This is a genomic window from Candidatus Sororendozoicomonas aggregata (genome assembly GCF_031528575.1).
In the GTDB taxonomy this organism is placed as follows: domain Bacteria; phylum Pseudomonadota; class Gammaproteobacteria; order Pseudomonadales; family Endozoicomonadaceae; genus Endonucleibacter; species Endonucleibacter aggregata.
In genome coordinates, this window is the sequence record NZ_JAVLSP010000037.1 from 1 (window position 1) to 17,505 (window position 17,505).

Consider the following 17,505-nt stretch of genomic DNA (forward strand, 5'->3'; position numbering starts at 1 on the left):
TCTGTTCGGGTAAGAACGGCGCTTCCAACACGGGACGCTACCTGTGACACATAAGTGACGTCACCCGTCGTTTCTGCCACTGATCTGTGGGTGACGGAGCGGACCGGGCCAATACCTTCAAGTTGCTGTGTACTAGTGACCAATTCAGGCTTGCGGTAGTCAGGGTGTTTTTCGCTCATGTGTTTCTCGTAGTTCCTCTCAAGCCTGAACCACTTTGAATCACAGACAGGGCAATCAAAATGTCCACTCCCTCTGAGATGTGCATCCTGGTGTTCCCTGAGATTACCTTTAGTTCTAAAATTTTTACCACAGCTAGGACAGAAAAAGGGCTTTTCATTGGTATGGGTCTTCCGGTGTGAATTTCGGTTACCGATTGTCTTAAAGCCTTTACCACAGATATCACATGAAAAGGGCCTTTCCCCGGTATGGGTTCGCATATGGTTAGCGAGGGTAGTCGATTGGGCAAAACTTCGTTCACAGACATTACATGTGAAGGGCTTTGCTCCGGAATGAGTTCGTTTATGATCTTCTAATGTATTTGCACGAAAAAAAGTCTTATCACATTGATCACAGGGATAAACTGGCATACATACTCCGTGTTTTGTTAAACAAGGTCAGCCTCAGTAAAGTGTAGTTTATGAGACCCTTTGCCCGCCGCTTTTTTGAGTTTGTGGCAGGGGGGCCGGGGAGTGCTGCTGTATTTCCGTACTTCTAGAGGGTGTCGCGAAACGCTTAATTTTCTCCGTCGTCATCCCGTACAGGGGTTGTAAGGGATCTATGCCACAAGGACGTGAATCACTAAACCCGCATGACGCGTGCGGTTAGAGTGCTTGCCATACTTCTCCAGAGATTTGGTGAATGTTGACAGAGACTGGGAAAAACTCGGTCTTTATGCACGGCAGTTGACAATTACTGATGAAACCATTAACACGCGGACTTGTTATTCCAATGACTATTTACCTGAGCATCCCCATGCGACGTTTCCGCCATTAGACGGCGCCTATATTTCTGAGTTAAAAGCCTCTTAATCCCAATATTTCACCATCATGCTCCTGGTCTCGCTGGCTCTGTGGTAGTTTTGCCTGGCCGACCGTACGCACCAGTACGATGCTCCCTGGAAAAATTCCATAGAAGCCCGCGCGCAGGGAAGACTAATCAAAACTTGAGGGGTTCTGTTCGCCATGAAGCAAGGGCTTCCAAGTCTTCCCCCATTAATTCGTTGTAATCCGTGGATACACTTCCGGGGTCGGCAGTGTTTAATGGTTGAACCACTGCACAAGAAAATCCCGAGCTTTGTGAAACGGTTGCTATTGTTGCCGTGGCTGTTTCTGTTCGGGTAAGAACGGCGCTTCCAACCCGGGACGCTACCTGTGACACATAAGTGACGTCACCCGTCGTTTCTGCCACTGATCTGTGGGTGACGGAGTGGACCGGGCCAATACCTTCAAGTTGCTGTGTACTAGTGACCAATTCAGGCTTACGGTAGTCAGGGTGTTTTTCGCTCATGTGTTTCTCGTAGGTCCTCTCAAGCCTGAACCACTTTGAATCGCAGAAAGGGCAATCAAAACGTCCACCCCCTCTGCGATGTACATCCAGGTGTTTCCCGAGATAAGCTTTAGTTCTAAAATTTTTATTACAGGTAGGACAGGCAAAGAGCTTTTCATTGTTATGGGTCTGCCGGTGTGAATTTCGGTTACCGCTTGTACTAAAGCGTTTACCACAGATATCACATGAAAAGGGCTTTTCCCCGGTATGGGTTCGCATATGGTTAGTGAGGGCACTCGATTGGACAAAACTTCGTTGACAGACATCACATTTGAAGGGTCTTACTCCGGAATGAGTTCGTCTATGCTCTTCTAATCTTACTGGAGCAGAACAAATCTTATCACATTGATCACAGGGATAAACTTTTGGCATACATAACTCCGTGTTTTGTTAAGCAAGGTCAGCCTCAGTACAGTGTAGTTTATGAGGCTCTTTGCCTACCGCTTTTTTGAGTTTTTGGCAGGGGGGAAATTCGGGGAGTGCCGCTATGATTCACGCTGTTATACGCCACACGCCCAGCTTAGCGCGTCAATTGAGCTAAAAAGAAAAAGAGTGAATAAGGCAACTGTTTTAACAGTCCCATAAACAGGCTAAACCCAAAAGGAAAGCGAATTTCAAAACACGTCGACTGAAGCCCTTTTACAATGTTATTTGCTGCTTTTTCACTACTAATGATGCAGGGCATTGGAAAAGTGTTTTTCTCCGTTAATGGCGTTCTCACAAAACCCGGATTAATCACCTGCACCCGGATATCGTTATCGGACAGCTCCACACGCATTGATTCAGCCAGATTAATCAAGGCGGCCTTGCTTGCCCCGTAGCCACCTGAACGAGGTAATCCCCGATACCCTGCCAAAGACGCGTTGATAGCAATATGCCCATGCTGCCGACTAATAAACCGCTGTACTAGAGGCTCAATGCAGTGGCATACGCCCATGAAATTTAACGACAAGTGTTTTTCAATTGTTTCACTGCAAAATTGATCTGAGGTCATAGGAATAAAAGTCCCTGCATTGAGTACGGCAAGATCAATACTTTTCCATTCAGCCTCAATGGTGTTTACCGTATCAGTAACTGCTCGCTTATCAGTGACATCGAGGGCGAAAGCACGCACTTCACCGGGCAGACCCTGAACGTCTTGTATTGTTTGTTTTAATGCATCCTCACCTCGGGCACTGATGGCTACATCCACGCCCAACCTTGCCAGGGCCAGGGTTAACGCTCGGCCAATACCCCGACTTGCTCCGGTAATCCATACCAGAGACCAGGGGGAAGACACGGTTTTATCAGGCATAGCTATACCCTCAATTGTTACTCAATACAGTGAACACAACGCGATTCTATCCCTGAGCCATCATCCGCTTTAAACCAGAGCTTAACTCAATGTCCTCTGGCGGTATACCAGACAAAGGTATCTTGAGAAGCGGTCTTAAAAGTCATGCTCCTACTGCGGCTACGATAAATGGGTCTAAAAAGTCGCTTTTGTTCGTCAAATAGTCCCGCTATTCTCCTCACAAAAGCGACTTTTTATTCTCCATTTCTCGCGGTCCTCGCTACGGGCAGACTTTTAAGACTGCTTCTGAATATCACCGCTGTATTGGTAGTTGTCAGCAGAGTGGGTATAACCATGCCTTTAATCACAGTTTTACAGCAGGGCTTCCCGTGAGGGTGATCACGCCATCCCCGGAGCGCACTGCTATTTTTTACATTACTGAATAACCATTGCTCTTGTTTTCAGTGGAGGGAGAGTCTGATGATCTTTTCATTTTCAACAACCAGATTTTTGCCGTTTTATCACAACTGGCAGTCACCACATGCCGACTATCGGGGCTGAACATCGCTGAGCGAACCCAATCATTATGGAAAATACACGCTTTTTCAGACCAGTTTCCACGGGTATCTTGCCCCTTACAGTTGTGTCAGAACAAGCGCCATTCAAGCAAACCAACAAAACTTTTATGGGGCTGGTTTTTGTTTAGTGAACACAAAGGTGAGTGTGCCCAGCGTGATACCCCACTTACTCATTGTTGCCCTGTTAATCACAATTTGATCAGGCTGGAGAAACATCCAGTCATCAAAGTTGACATGCCAGTTGCGGCCATTGACAGGTAAATCCAGTGTATACTGCCAGTTAAAAGCATTGCCAGCTCGCTTGCCTTTTGCGGTACCAATCACATCGCCAGCAGTCCCCTGGTATTGATTATTGGCTAAGATGTCAATGGCCCAGGTGCGGTGGCTTGTGCTTCCGTCATCGTTTAAAAAGGTTTCATTGAGTGTCAGCGTATTGCCTGAACGCTCGCCATTCATTGTTACCTTGAACGACTTTTCTACCTTGCCAAAGCGGTTTTGGAAGACACCCCACCCCCAGGTGTTGCCCTCAAAGTAATCTTCGATTTTCAGTGTGGGTGATTGGTTTGCGTAATCTTCGACCTTCATGGCTTCACATCCTGTCAGGCTTATTATAAGTATCACCAGCAAGCCCGACAGCACAGTATACCTGATTCTGGGGATGGACTGTCGCAGTAGACCCATCACTTTACCTCCCGCTCAGCTCAGCTGACGGCTGCTGGTGTTTCAACACGTAAAGACGGACATTGATACTGTCAATCTGAAAGCCAGCATGACAGTAGGCAAAGTAATAGTTCCACATCCGCCGAAAACCATCATCAAAGCCCAGTGAGGCAATTTCTGGCCAATGCCGGTTAAACCGTTTATGCCAATGGCGTAGCGTGCGAGCATAGTCCACGCCGAAACTTTCAGCATGGATAACATGCAGACCGGCATTTTTTGCTGCCTGCCGGAAACTCTGGTCAGAAGGCAAAAAGCCACCAGGAAAAATGTATTTCTGGATAAAGTCTGTGCCTTTGCGGTATTGCTCAAACCGCTCGTCAGCAATGGTAATGGCTTGCACCACTGCATACCCATCCTTTTTCAGGCGCTGATTTAACTGGGTAAAATAGTCAGGCCAGTGTTTTTCTCCCACGGCTTCGATCATTTCTATGGAGACAATGCGATCAAAAGAACCACCAAGGTCACGATAATCCTGCAACAAAAAATGGTATTCCCCTTTCTGTTCAGGGAGGCGCGTCCTGGCATAATCCAGTTGCTTTTGGGAGAGGGTAATGCCTGTGTAGCGTTGCGCATGGGTCTGCAAGGCAAGTTGTCTGGCAAATCCTCCCCAACCACAGCCTATTTCCAGCACTTGGTGGCGCTCATCAACACCGAGTAATGTTATTATTCGCTGATATTTATTGCGTTGAGCCTGCTCCAGTGAGTCATTGTCGTGTAGATAGAGTCCGCTGGAATAGGTCATACTCTTGTCCAGCCAATGCTGGTAAAACGTGTTGCCCAAATCATAATGGGCCTGGATATTTTTTCGGCTACCACGGCGGGTATTGTTCCGTAAGCAATGCGTCAGCCGGTTGATCCACTGCACCACTGGTATTCCCAAAAATGCCGATTCCAATGGCTCCTCATTCGCCATTGCCCAGTCAGTAACGGCAAATAAATCGGGTGTATCCCAGTCTTTTGCTACGTACGCTTCTGACCACCCCATCATCCCACCTCTCAGGGCCTTGAGAATACCCTGATAACGAAGGAGTTTAATGCGGGCAACAGGAGTATCGCTTTTGACAACGCCCAGACAGCGCACCTGTCCGTCTGGCTGAACCAGTTCAAGCCGACTCAGGGGCAAGCACTTCAGTCGACGAATAAGCCAACGGTAGAGCAGACTCGCTGGTGTGTTGATTCTGCGTTGCTGTAGCGCATTAGTGGAATCCATCCCTTATCCTCGATAGTGGTGTGTGTTGAAAACCAGCAGCCCCCTGACTGCTATCCACAGGTGGTGTCCGGGGCGAATGACGGAACACTGTCAATCCTTTCAGGTACAGCTTTCCCGCTTGCCATAAAATGCCGACCATGACCTTGATTGTCATCCAGGGAGTCAACAGGCAATGTTTGATCATCTGACCGTCTGAAAGGGTATGCCTATGGCCGGTCATTGACGCATGAAATACTGCCCCTTTTTGATTCACCATGGTAATACCCAGTCTTAGCGTGCGCTCTGGTGGTTTAACCGAGAAACGGTAGTCATAATCCATTGCCATAAAAGGCGAAACATGCATTCGCTTGGTCGCCTGCTGATAAACGACTTCACCTGAAGCAACGTCATGACCACAGGGAATCACATAGGTATGGCGCTCACCAAAGGTGTTATTTACCTCATATAACAAGGCATACAGCTGTCCATGGCGATAACAGTAATACACCGATAACGGATTGAACACATAACCTAACATACGTGGGAGGCAAAGCAGTCTCACCGCATCAGGAGGGGACTCTCCGGCAGCTACGAGCTTCTGCCTGACCTGTTGTTTGAGAGGTAGGGTCGAACCATCACCATGGTCAGTGTCATAAAAGGCTAGCAGATTGGCTCGGTTTCTTGAAAAAAAGCGCCGTGTTTTCGCTAACGTCTCCAGTTCGTCCAGATCAAGGAACCAGTAGGTTATCTGGTAAGTAAACCGGTGTTTTTTCGGTGCCTTTCGGTGATGTAACACCTGTGCTCTGTATAAACAGGAATTCATGGTCATTGACTTTGCCCGGGTTGTTGTAACCGGCCATTGGCATTGGGTACATGCCAGGGTCGTTTGACACCTCCGAGCATTTCAGCAACAGCCAGCCCCGCCTGAAGACCATCTTCATGAAAGCCATCACCAAGATGCGCGCCACAAAACCAAGTGCGTCGTTTACCTTGCAAATGCCAGATTGAACGTTGCGCTGACCGGCTCTGTGAAGTGAACACAGGATGGTCATACAAATAGGTACCATATAACTGGTTTTCATCAGGGCGATGCCTGGGGTTGAGGGTGACAAACAAAGGCTTGCTATTAATGTGTTGTAGTTGATTCATCCAATAAGTGACACAGGGGCCAGTTTCGTCATCGCCCCCCAGGTAATTCCAACTGGCCCAGACACGGCGGTTAATGGGCATCATTCGTTCATCACTGTGCAAAACGGCGGTATTACGCTGGTATTGAAATGCGCCCAGCACGGCTTTTTCTTCATCATCCGGCGCATCAAGCAGGGTTAATGCTGTATCTGCGTGGGTCGCCATCACCACATGATCAAAAGCCCATTGATCACCCTGGCGGTCAGTTACGAGAACAACGTCAGGCCTCCTCTGAATGTGGCGCACACAACGGTTACATAGCGCCTTTTGGCCCAAGGTGTTAATCAGCGTGTTAACGTAAACCTGACTGCCACCTTTGACCGTGAGCCACTGGGGACGACGGGTGAATTGCAGTAAACCATGGTTCTGGCAGAACTGTAAAAAAGCCAGTGCCGGATAGTGGAGCATTTGATCAGAAGGGGTAGACCAGATTGCTGCCCCCATAGGCAAAATATGTTCATGAATAAAGCGCTGTGAAAAACCCTCTGTTGATAGGAGCTCACCCAGTGTCACTTGCGATGACAGGCTCCCTGACCAATGGGCGCTTTTGGCATAAAAGCGGCGGATCTCCCACAGCATTTGCCAGAAAGATGGGCTTGCCAACTGCTTCCGCTGGGCAAATAACGTGTTTAGATTTGTCCCTGCGTATTCTGTTTTCCCCTGGTCAAGGGAAACAGAAAAAGACATGCACGTGGGTGTGACAGGGATGGAAAAATGTTTAAACAAGGCGACCAGATTTGGGTATGTTTTCCCGTTATACACGATAAAACCCGTATCCACAGCAGTAGCGTGCTTTCCTTCACCCAGTGTGACGGTGTGACTGTGTCCCCCAAAGCGCTCGTCTTTTTCAAACAAAGTGACATCATGTTTTTCAGATAGCAGCCAGGCGGCGGACAAACCACTGATACCTGATCCGATCACACCTATTTTCAGCGGTGGTGAAGACATTCAATGTACCTGTTTTTTTTAATCCTTACGCAGTGATTATTTTTTCGGATCATTACACATCCGTTTTTTTATCACCTACGTATTAGTAGCAAATAAAAGCCTTTCAATAAATTCGCTGGGGAGAAAAATGGTTTCACACTATAATCAACAAAAAGTGGTCAGGATCCCCTTATTATGGATCAACAAAACAGCCAGAAAGAGATTCCTCTGCCCGATACGGCTCTGTCGACCATGGCCCAGTCACGAGACAAACAGCTGTTTATCCAACTGTACGACTACTTTGCCCCGCGGCTCAAGCGCTATCTGGTCAACCTTGGTGCCAGTGATGCCATTGCGGAAGAACTGCTTCAGGAAACGTTGCTTGCCGTATGGTACAAGTGTGACAGTTATAACCCTGCTCAGGCGGCAGCATCCACATGGATTTTCCGCATTGCCCGCAACCAATGGATTGATTACTTGAGGAAGATGAAACCCCACTTGTTTACTGCCTATGAATTATACCCACCAATGGAGCAGGAGACCGTGAAAGATGAGGAAGCCGCTTATGCGGACAAAACCCCGGTAAAGGAGGTGCTCCGTCAGTTACCTGTGATTCAGGCGCAGCTCATTTATAAATCCTACTATGAAGGCCAAAGCCACAGAGATATCGCGCTGGCTCTTGACATGCCACTGGGCAGTGTCAAATCAGGACTGCGACTGGCTTTCAAGAAACTGCGCAAGGCCCTTGGAACAGAGCAATGAAGCCTAGATACCACCCTGATGACAGCACGCTTGTCAGTTACGCGGCTGGCAGCTTGCCTGAGAGCCAGTCTTTAGTGGTTGCCTGCCACGTGCGCCTTTGTCCCGAGTGCCAGGGCCAAATCGCAGAAGCAGAGACATTGGGTGGAACATTACTATCCAACCTGAAACCCTTAGCAACGAGTCCAGAAAAACGGGCACGTTTTTTGAGCAGGTTCGGCCAGGCTCAAGGGAATAGTCAACCGAGGAGCAGTTCAGCGTTAGCAATGGATAAAATTTTTTCGCCGGATTACCTGTCAACGTTTAACTGGGTTCACGTTGCTCCGGGTGTTAAACAGATCATTCTCCCATCACAGGCTCCTCACCGTTTGCGACTGTTGCGCATCAGCCCCGGGCGGAGTATGCCCTTGCACAGCCACAGGGGCTCAGAGCTGACACTGGTATTACAAGGGGCTTATTCCGACGAAACGGGTCAATATAAAAAAGGCGATGTGTCTGACCATGATACTGACATTACGCACCAGCCCATTGCCGGCAAAGAGTCTTGTATTTGTCTGGTAGCAACCGATGCGCCGTTAAAATTTACTGGCTGGCTGCCAAGAATATTGCAGCCTTTTTTCAGGTTCTAGTCACCTGTCTTTTTTTAAGAAGTTGTTCATGATCTTTTGTGAAAAGCGAAAATGATGAAGTCTTTTTTAAGACTGCTTCTAACCCGGATATTTCATAAACTGCCCTGAGAGCCGCAAGGAGCAAGCAAGGCCAGGAGCATGTTTATGAAATATCCGGGCTAATAAAAGGGGTGAGAGAGTCGATGCTCAAAGGCACGCCATGGCAAAAAAACATGATCAACGGCCTGCTCTTTATGGCCGGTTGGTTTGCTTGTGTATTGGGAGGAAACAACGTCGCTCTTGCTGCCACTGTTCTCATCGTCATCATCCATATCACCTGCATCACTTCCTGGAAAAAAGAAGGGAAACTGCTGACATTAATGCTGTTGGTGGGCAGTGCTATAGACTCACTGCTGGGGTATATCGGGTTGTTACAATTTGGCAGTGACAGGCTCTTGCTGCCGGTTTGGCTGGCCTGTTTATGGTTACTTTTCAGCACAACACTGCGCCACAGCCTGGCCTGGATGTATCGTTATAAGTGCTCAGCCTCTGTAGCGGCGGCTGTCGTTGCTCCTTTCAACTATTACTCGGGGGCTAAGCTGGCTGGCATTGGTTTGGCACAACCACTCTGGCAACCTCTATTGATAATCAGTTTGATCTGGGTGGTATTGATTTTTTCACTGCTGACATTGTCGTCAGCCTGCCAGGAGCAATAAGGGACGAAGAAAAGTCCAAAACAGGCGGTTTTTATCAGTGGTCGCAGCGCATAAAAGATTGTGAACAGCTTCTAACCCGGATATTTCATAAACTGCCCTTAGAGCCGCAAGGAGCAAGCAAGGCCAGGAGCATGTTTATGAAATATCCGGGTTAGGTAGTAATACTTAACAAAATGCTGGCTGGGTAATGTTTTGGGTATTTTCCATAAAAAGGTTAATACGTTACTATTAACTGGCTATATATACAGTGGAAAACCCGTTTGTATGCGACTAATCATTGCTGAGAAGCCGAGTTTGGGCCGAGCCATTGCCGATGTTTTGCCAAAGCCCCATAAAAAGCACGAAGGCTACATTGAGACGGCAGGTGGCAATTTTGTGACCTGGTGCATCGGACATTTGCTGGAGCAAGCTGAGCCGGAGGTCTATGACCCGGCGTTTAAGCAGTGGCGGCTGGAGCATTTGCCGATACTGCCCCAGCAGTGGATTGTCCAACCACGAAAAAGCTGTCGCAGCCAGTTAGCAGTGATCAAAAAGCTGTTAAAGCGGGCTGAAATCATTGTTCATGCTGGCGACCCTGACCGGGAGGGACAGCTCCTGGTGGATGAAGTACTGCAGTTTTTACAACTGAGTCCCATGCGCCGAAAAGAAGTCCACCGTTTGCTCATTAATGACCTGAACCCTTCTGCTGTCAAAAAATCCCTCGCCACGCTTCAGTCCAACAACGATTTTGTCCCGCTTTCTGTCTCAGCCCTGGCGCGCTCTCGCGCGGATTGGATTTACGGCATCAATATGACCCGGGCCTTTACGTTAATGGGGCGCAAGGAAGGTTATAACGGGCTTTTATCCGTCGGGCGCGTTCAAACCCCTGTACTGGGTTTGGTGGTTCGCCGCGATCTGGAGATTGAGCGGTTTACGCCCAAACCTTACTTTGACGTTTTTGCTGAGCTTGAGACCAATAAAAAAGAGCGCTTTAAGGCCAGGTGGCAACCCAGTGAATCCTGCCAGCCGTGGATGGATGAAGATGGTCGTGTGCTTGATAAACGGCTGGCGCAAAACGTCGTAGACCGTATCACAGGTAAACCGGGAGAGGTGATAAAAGCTGAAGATAAACCAGGCAAAGAGTCACCACCACTGCCCTATTCATTGTCTATTTTGCAAATTGATGCCGCCAGACAACACCGCCTTAGCGCGAAACAGGTGCTGGAAAGTTGTCAGGCACTCTACGAGCAAAAGCTGATTACTTACCCACGATCAGACTGCCGCTATTTGCCGAAAGAGCACTTTCGACAGGCACCAGAGGTACTGGCAGCGATACGGCATAATGAGCAGAATCTGGTTAAGGCTGTTGATGACGCCGATGCCGATAAATCAAGCAAGGCCTGGAATGATAAAAAAGTCTCTGCTCACCATGCAATTATTCCGACGGCCAGAAGGGCTTCACTGGAGCGATTAAAAGAGAGTGAATACCTCGTCTATCGCCTGATTGCCCGGCAGTATATTGCCCAGTTTTATCCTGACCATACATACAGTACCCGCCGTATTGATACACGTATAGAAGGCGGTTTGTTCAAGGCACAAAACAGGGTGTTACTGAATGAAGGCTGGAAAGTGCTGTTTAAGGGCAAAAAGCGTCCAGACAATGACTGGGAACAACCACTGCCTGTGGTGAAAACAGGTGATAAGATTCACTGTGTTAATGCTGAGTTAAAAGAAAAGGAAACACAGCCGCCGCTGCCTTTTTCTGATGCAACCCTGCTTTCAGCCATGACTGGCATTGCTCGCTTTGTTAAAGATCCGGCAATCAGAAAGGTATTAAAAGACACTGATGGTTTAGGTACAGAAGCTACCCGGGCTGGTATCATTGAGTTGTTGTTCTCCCGTAATTTTCTCACGCGTCAGGGACGAACCATCTGTGCAACCACGACGGGCAGAGCCTTGATTCAGGCATTGCCTGATACCGTCAGTCGCCCGGATATGACCGCGCGGTGGGAATCCTCCCTTGAGAGTATTGTTGAGCGCAAAGGCAGTTACTCGGCCTTTATGCTAGGGCTTGACCAACAGCTCCGTGAATTACTTTCAACAGCTTTGAGTACAGGCGTGCCTTCTGTGCGTAACCTGCCACCGGTGAAACCTGTCTTTCGAAAAAAGCGACAAGTTTCCCGTGATAAACAAGGCAGTGCATTGCGCAAAAAATCATATAGAAAAAGTGGCGACACCCCTAAAGTATGAGATACTTTTAATAAATACTTCAAAAAGGTGTCTCCATGAAAATACTCGGGGTTTTTACTGCTCTTAGTTTGGGCAGTCTGTCTACTATTGCTACGGCCAACAACAACTATGGTTATGAGTGTCGCTTTGGCAATGAGCTAAGGGTAATAGAAGTCGTGTATCTACAGCGCGAGTCACCTGTGCCATGTGAGGTGCGTTATATCAAAGAACACAGTAACGAAAAGCTTTGGAATGCCAGTTACGAAGTCGGTTATTGTGAGACACAAGCTGAGCAGTTTGTGAAAAAACAGCAAGCGTGGGGCTGGAGTTGTAAAAAGGTAATGCCCTCAGCAGGAGTCAGCCATGAAAACTGACAAGGTGGCACTGCCACCAACATCAGTGACAAAGCTGAACACGCTTAACTTGATAAACCACTTTATACAGTCCCTGTAAAAAAACAATCCCTGTAAAAGTCCGTTCACCTTGGCTCGGCAGGTTTTATGCCTAGTTTTTCCATCAGCCAACCAATGGTTGTCCCCTGAATCAGTAAAGAAAACAAAATCACCGCCAGTGACATATGGATGATTATCTGGCGCTCAGCCATATCCGTTGGGATAGAAAGCATCAATGCCACAGGGATAACCCCCCGCAGTCCTCCCCAGAACATCACTGCCTTGGTATTGTTATCAACAACCGGGCTTTTTGGCAGTCGGTTACTGACTGGAATCAATAAATAAACGACCAAAAAGCGTGCCAGTAACACGACAATGATGGCAATGATCAACAGTGAAAGAGCGTCGTTCAATTGGTTCATGTCGCGGAACAACAAATCTTCCTGTAAACCCAGCAACAGGAAGATAAGACTGTTGGCCACAAAAGCCATGAACTCCCAGTAGGGTTCCAGATACTGCTGAACCGGCACGCTCAACACCTTGTGAGCCCAGGTACGAGTGATCAGGCCCGCCGTAATGGTGGACATCACGCCCGACATCCCCATTACATGGTCTGCTACAATAAAGCTGACGTAAGCCAGAGTGGTTGTATGGGCTATCTGTACAAAAGGAATGCCACGCCCCATTCGAAGCAAAAACAACATGGCAAAGCTCAGTACCGCGCCCACAGCTATCCCCCCAAGAAATACCCGGCAGAACTCCCAGGTAGCGCTTAGTAGCGTATAAGCGTCCACTGTTTGTCCCGTTTGCACGACAGCCATGACAATGCCAAACATGACGATGGCCGTTGCGTCGTTAAACAGGCTTTCAGCATCCATTAACAGAGACATACGCTCAGGTGCCCCAACCTCTTTAAACAGGGCAATCACTGCCACCGGGTCGGTTGCAGAAATTAACGCGCCGAATAAAAAAGCACCTGCCATTGTCACAGGTGTGTAATAACCCAACAAGCCACCAACAACAAACGTGGATAAAACAACACCAACGACGGCCAGCATTAAAACGGGTACCAGCTCGGCACACAACTTTGGCAGTTTGATGTTAATGGCCGCATCATAGATAAGTACAGGCAGGAGCACATACATGATGAGGTCATGGCTCAGGTTCACCCGCAGGACAGGCGCCAGAAAATCGAAATTTTTGGCAACCAACCCTAACACCATACCAATAACAACCAGGCCAATTGTGTAGGGGATACGTAAAAACTTTAGCCAGACTGCTGAGCCTGTTGCTAGTAAAAACAAACCGGAAAAAATCAGCACCGGTAACGCTAGACTAGCGTCGTTCATAAAACAACCTCTTAGGCAATCAACTGAAAAGTGAAAAAAATGAGGCTGGGCATAAATTTTACGGTTCCAGACAGATGTTGCTGATCTTAAAGCGCGCAAGAAAAAAACCGGCGGATTGCTGAAAAACGCACGACAGTCCCTTGAAAGACATGGGTTTTGTCACAGCTACTTTGGCTTTGCCGAGTATGAATCCCTGCGTCAACAGATTCTGAAGCCCTGACACCTGAAAATTTACGCTCAGACAGTCACGATAGCTCAAAAAGTACGATGAAACATCACGACTTTCCGGTTAAGGTTTTTGCAGCACGAAACGAACAAGTTTTGAACAAATTTTCCTGATTAAGCCGCTGAAAATTTGTTGTAACAGCCAATGTCGTCAGTATTTTGAGTAGATAACAACCGTCTTGTGGTTGATTTTCACTCAAGATATGGCTTCATTTTCTTAACCGGACAACAGTGATGAAACATACGTGATACCAACCGTACTTTCTCGCACTTTCTCGTACTTTCTCGCACTTTCTCGCACTTTCTGGATTTCAGGCCGAAATTGTCTTAAGTCCGACAGGCTCCTGGCGCGGTGGTTATCTGAGAGAAAACGCCGCGTTGAAGTTTTTTGCCATAGCTACGGCCAGGCTTGTCACTTCGCCTTGTCTTTTCGCCCAGCTAACCATTCTCATGACGAAGTTAGAAAGTTTGGTTGGTATGAGGCAAGCACCAAAAACAGTTCACACTGTAATGAACAGACGCAATTATAGCACGAGATGATTGCGCTTATTTGTACGGTAATTTTGGAAAAAAGTGCTCCTTTGGGCTTGTGAACAGCCTGTATTTTAATACAATTTACAACCATTAACGGAGTCTAGGAGCCTGTTAAGGCGGTTTCCAAGTCCTGACGGCTGCCGGGCAACAGAAACAAACAGGAGTATTCCATGGCCCATGAGACAGACTATAACCTGCTGGCGTTATCACTGATGGACCTTACCAGTCTCAATGATAGTGATACGAATGAAGATATCATCGCTTTATGCCAGTCAGCGAAAACACCTGCCGGGTCTCCGGCAGCTGTCTGTATATACCCTCGCTTTTTACCAGTCGCAAAGAAAACACTCCAGGGCCTGGATCTTTCCGGGGTCAAGTTAGCGACGGTGACTAACTTTCCTGACGGGGGAGATGATATTGACATAGCCATTGCTGAAACACGCGCGGCTATTGCCTACGGTGCAGACGAAGTGGATCTTGTTTTTCCTTACCGGGCTTTGATCGCAGGCAATGAGACGGTGGGGCTGGAGATGGTTCAGCGGTGCAAAGCCGTTTGCGGTGAGGGCGTCTGCTTAAAGGTGATTATTGAGTCAGGCGAGCTGGAAACCCCTGAGCTTATTCAAAAGGCCTGCCAGCTTACTATCGAAGGTGGCGCAAATTTTCTGAAAACCTCCACAGGTAAAGTCCCTGTTAATGCGACACTGGAAGCCACCCAAATTATGCTCACCGCCATTAAAGACAGTGGTAAAGACGTCGCCTTTAAAGCAGCTGGTGGTATTCGCACTGCTGACGATGCGAAAGGTTACTTACAATTGGCAGAAAAGCTGATGGGAAAAGACTGGATAACCCCTGACCACTTCCGGTTTGGCGCCAGTAGCCTGCTTAACAGTTTACTTGCGAAGATGCATTACCAAGACAGACAAACCAATGATTCAGGTTATTAAAGCCGCCAAGGGTAATACCCCTACAATGTTGGCAGTTATCACCTCTGTACCGTGAAAAGGTTGTCGTAAAAATGGTTTAGACAGACAATCACCTCTACTTTCGTCATCCCGGTAAAGTCGGGGTTCCACGGCTGGCAATGGACTCCTGCCTTCGCAGGAATGACAGAAGAGGCTTAAACGGGTGAATTTAACCTTTTGCGACAGCCTCTGAAAGTACCGGGTTTTACGTGGTTACGATAACCGATGATCCCATAGCGCATGGGGGAAAAACAAAAAATAAGGAGAGTGTAAATTGTACAACGATGGACATATAAAGAGGCCCCTGGGAGCCTGACCGAGAATAGCGCCCGTAGCGAGGATTACGAGAAATTGAGGATAAAAATTTCTGCTTCTTAGGATAATAGTGGGGCTATTTGACGAAGAAGCAGGAATTTTTAGACCAATTTATCGCAACCGCAGTAGGGTAGTCTATTCTCGGACAGGCTCCTAGCATCAGATGATTTCCAGAAAGCCGTGAATCATCACACAGAAATGCGTACCGTTTTTCCTTTGCCGGTTAACGCATATTGTTTGCTAGAAGCCGCCACAAGCCCGCAATCACCCGGCTGGAGCGTGAGTTCCTGACCACCTGAGGTCACTGTCATCTTTCCCTCAATACAAAGCAGCATCTCAACACTGTCAATCTTCTGGTTATGCTGCCCTGTGTTGACAGTGATTATGCTAAAACGAAAATCAGCCACAGGTACAGGAAAATGACATATATCTTTATTACACAAGGGGGGAGTGCGCAATTCACGTGCCGGTATAGATTCACAGCGGGTATTTGCCAGCAGTTCTTCAATATCCACATATTTTGACGTCAGCCCTGCTCGCAACACATTATCAGAGTTAGCCATAACCTCAATACCCGTTCCTTTTAAGTAGGTGTGAGGTGTTTCAGCGTTTAAGAACATGGCCTCACCCGGTGCCAACTCAATGACATTAAGGAATAAAGGAGAGAATAAGCCTATATCGTTTGGGTAATCCATTGCCAATGACGATACTGTACGAAATGCACGACAAGTGTTTTCATCATGGCCTTTTTCAGTAACGTTTTCGAGTAATTGCGCCAATACACGATGCTTATTCTCCCCGTTAAGGGTCATAACCAAACGGAAAAAATGGCGTAAGTGTTTAGCATCCGGGCATCGCGCCAGACTAACCAAAGGCTCCAACAGGTCTGTACACCCTGATTGCTCAAATAATGATACAACCTCATCCAGTGGACGAAATGCATTCATTGCCAAAAATGGCGTCAGGGTATACACCAGCTCCGGCTTGTGATTAGCATCCTTGTAGTTACGATGGGGAGCGTTCAGAGGAATACCCTGGTCGTTCTCGCGTAAAAAGCCTGCCAACGCTTTGGTTTTTTCAGGGTGTACCTGAATCGACAAGGGTTTTTCCACGGCCAGAAGTTTTAATAAATAAGGCAGTCTGCCAAAATTACGGTAAACCCTTTCACCGAGTATTTTTTCAGGGGCACGGGCAATCCATTCATTGAGCAATATTGCGTTACCATTAACTGTTATCGTTGAGCTACCGCCAGGGTGCGCACCCATCCATACCTCAGCCTGAGGCATATGCATATGATGATTGTTGGTAAAGCCAAACATCTCTGTCAACGATGTTTTACTGCCCCAGGCATAGTTTTTTATGGGATTATGAAGCCGATATAACATAGTTCTGCCAGTATATTTATTCTCTCGCAGGGCGGGAGGTAAGGAAAATCAAGTGACTGCACATGCACAGATGTCCACAGTGGCTCTGGGAGCCTGTCGGACTTAAGACAATTTCGGCCTGAAATCCAGAAAGCGCGAGAAAGCGCGGCCAGAATTTCCGATCAATTTGCTTAGATAGGTCAACTATTCGCACAAATTGATCGAAAATTCTGACTCGCCCTACTGAACTTTATGCTCGAAAGCATAAGCCCGACAGGCTCCCAGCAAATTTTTACATTCAAAAAACGCTTTTGTAGAACGGTTAAGCACGTTTTTTTTGTGTACGTTGGATACCCGGTATGGATATCAGGTGACAGGCTTGCGTACCTTCACTATCTGAGGGCGTGCATAACAAAAAGTAGACCAATAAAGAATACTCCCACAATGTTGCTGTCCGTCAAAGCAGTCAATCAAGGGGTTTACCTGAAGTTCTGACGTGTCCGGGAAAATCAGAGTCGTTTATCAAATAGCGCAGGGGCAGTCTTAACAGTCTTTGCCTGGCAGGGTGCGTCAGAACAGGAGAATAAAAGATCGCTCTTGTTTCATCGAGGTTCTGTTGACATAAGACGATCAGATGAACCTGTCTGATAGTT

At 47.6% G+C, this 17,505-nt stretch carries 17 protein-coding genes and 1 pseudogene; 7 read left to right on the forward strand and 11 right to left on the reverse strand.

Going from position 1 to position 17,505, the window contains the following annotated elements; all coding sequences use genetic code 11:
• Positions 1-587: C2H2-type zinc finger protein (locus tag V4C51_RS17950; RefSeq protein WP_420797645.1), on the reverse strand; the 587-nt coding region annotated here is incomplete at its 3' end.
• A 267-nt stretch (positions 588-854) separates the two neighbouring features.
• On the opposite strand from V4C51_RS17950, the gene V4C51_RS08845 reads away from it, so the two are divergent.
• Positions 855-1,028, forward strand: coding sequence for a hypothetical protein (locus tag V4C51_RS08845; protein WP_330925793.1), 174 nt, complete (start codon positions 855-857; stop codon positions 1,026-1,028).
• 127 nt (positions 1,029-1,155) lie between these two features.
• On the opposite strand, the gene V4C51_RS08850 is transcribed toward V4C51_RS08845, so the two are convergent.
• The 8 genes and pseudogenes from V4C51_RS08850 to V4C51_RS08880 all read right to left on the reverse strand — a co-directional run bounded on the left by V4C51_RS08850 (position 1,156) and on the right by V4C51_RS08880 (position 7,441).
• Complete coding sequence (locus V4C51_RS08850) at positions 1,156-1,506, reverse strand: hypothetical protein (protein ID WP_330925794.1); 351 nt, start codon at positions 1,504-1,506, stop codon at positions 1,156-1,158.
• Positions 1,507-1,758: 252 nt separating this feature from the next.
• Positions 1,759-1,917, reverse strand: a pseudogene (locus V4C51_RS17955) (C2H2-type zinc finger protein); the annotation flags it as partial.
• A gap of 148 nt (positions 1,918-2,065) precedes the next feature.
• Positions 2,066-2,839 carry an SDR family NAD(P)-dependent oxidoreductase gene (locus tag V4C51_RS08855; protein ID WP_330925795.1) on the reverse strand — a complete coding sequence of 258 codons (774 nt, stop codon included), beginning with the start codon at positions 2,837-2,839 and terminating at the stop codon, positions 2,066-2,068.
• Between the two features lie 409 nt (positions 2,840-3,248).
• On the reverse strand, positions 3,249-3,413 hold the full coding sequence (locus V4C51_RS08860; protein ID WP_330925823.1) for a hypothetical protein: 165 nt from the start codon (positions 3,411-3,413) through the stop codon (positions 3,249-3,251).
• An 88-nt stretch (positions 3,414-3,501) separates the two neighbouring features.
• On the reverse strand, positions 3,502-4,077 hold the full coding sequence (locus tag V4C51_RS08865; protein ID WP_330925796.1) for a DUF3833 domain-containing protein: 576 nt from the start codon (positions 4,075-4,077) through the stop codon (positions 3,502-3,504).
• Between the two features lie 4 nt (positions 4,078-4,081).
• Entirely contained in the window at positions 4,082-5,326 is a 1,245-nt protein-coding gene (locus V4C51_RS08870) for a cyclopropane-fatty-acyl-phospholipid synthase family protein (protein ID WP_330925797.1), read from the reverse strand.
• Positions 5,313-6,134, reverse strand: a complete 822-nt coding sequence (locus V4C51_RS08875) for a DUF1365 domain-containing protein (RefSeq protein WP_330925798.1) — start codon at positions 6,132-6,134, stop codon at positions 5,313-5,315. The genes V4C51_RS08870 and V4C51_RS08875 overlap by 14 nt, the downstream gene beginning before the upstream one ends.
• Positions 6,131-7,441, reverse strand: a complete 1,311-nt coding sequence (locus tag V4C51_RS08880) for an NAD(P)/FAD-dependent oxidoreductase (protein ID WP_330925799.1) — start codon at positions 7,439-7,441, stop codon at positions 6,131-6,133. The genes V4C51_RS08875 and V4C51_RS08880 overlap by 4 nt, the downstream gene beginning before the upstream one ends.
• A 174-nt stretch (positions 7,442-7,615) precedes the next feature.
• Here V4C51_RS08880 and V4C51_RS08885 point away from each other — a divergent pair, with 174 nt between their 5' ends.
• The 5 genes from V4C51_RS08885 to V4C51_RS08905 all read left to right on the forward strand — a co-directional run bounded on the left by V4C51_RS08885 (position 7,616) and on the right by V4C51_RS08905 (position 12,085).
• Positions 7,616-8,182: a sigma-70 family RNA polymerase sigma factor gene (locus tag V4C51_RS08885; protein ID WP_330925800.1), complete on the forward strand. Its 567-nt coding sequence runs from the start codon at positions 7,616-7,618 to the stop codon at positions 8,180-8,182.
• Positions 8,179-8,808 (forward strand): ChrR family anti-sigma-E factor, encoded by a 630-nt coding sequence (locus V4C51_RS08890; protein ID WP_330925801.1) that lies wholly within the window; start codon positions 8,179-8,181, stop codon positions 8,806-8,808. Before V4C51_RS08885 ends, V4C51_RS08890 begins: the two co-directional genes overlap by 4 nt.
• A 182-nt stretch (positions 8,809-8,990) precedes the next feature.
• Positions 8,991-9,503 carry a DUF2878 domain-containing protein gene (locus tag V4C51_RS08895; protein WP_330925802.1) on the forward strand — a complete coding sequence of 171 codons (513 nt, stop codon included), beginning with the start codon at positions 8,991-8,993 and terminating at the stop codon, positions 9,501-9,503.
• A gap of 264 nt (positions 9,504-9,767) precedes the next feature.
• Positions 9,768-11,732 carry a DNA topoisomerase III gene (locus V4C51_RS08900; RefSeq protein ID WP_330925803.1) on the forward strand — a complete coding sequence of 655 codons (1,965 nt, stop codon included), beginning with the start codon at positions 9,768-9,770 and terminating at the stop codon, positions 11,730-11,732.
• Between the two features lie 35 nt (positions 11,733-11,767).
• The gene (locus tag V4C51_RS08905; protein ID WP_330925804.1) at positions 11,768-12,085 is read left to right on the forward strand and encodes a hypothetical protein; all 318 of its coding nucleotides are present in this window, start codon (positions 11,768-11,770) and stop codon (positions 12,083-12,085) included.
• A 104-nt stretch (positions 12,086-12,189) separates the two neighbouring features.
• On the opposite strand, the gene V4C51_RS08910 is transcribed toward V4C51_RS08905, so the two are convergent.
• Positions 12,190-13,452, reverse strand: coding sequence for a cation:proton antiporter (locus V4C51_RS08910; RefSeq protein ID WP_330925805.1), 1,263 nt, complete (start codon positions 13,450-13,452; stop codon positions 12,190-12,192).
• 929 nt (positions 13,453-14,381) lie between these two features.
• On the opposite strand from V4C51_RS08910, the gene deoC reads away from it, so the two are divergent.
• Positions 14,382-15,155 carry a deoxyribose-phosphate aldolase gene (gene deoC, locus V4C51_RS08915; RefSeq protein WP_330925806.1) on the forward strand — a complete coding sequence of 258 codons (774 nt, stop codon included), beginning with the start codon at positions 14,382-14,384 and terminating at the stop codon, positions 15,153-15,155.
• 521 nt (positions 15,156-15,676) lie between these two features.
• Here deoC and manA read toward each other — a convergent pair.
• A complete protein-coding gene (manA, locus tag V4C51_RS08920; RefSeq protein ID WP_330925807.1) occupies positions 15,677-16,873 on the reverse strand; it encodes a mannose-6-phosphate isomerase, class I in 1,197 nt (398 codons plus the stop codon).
• Positions 16,874-17,505: the final 632 nt, after the last annotated feature.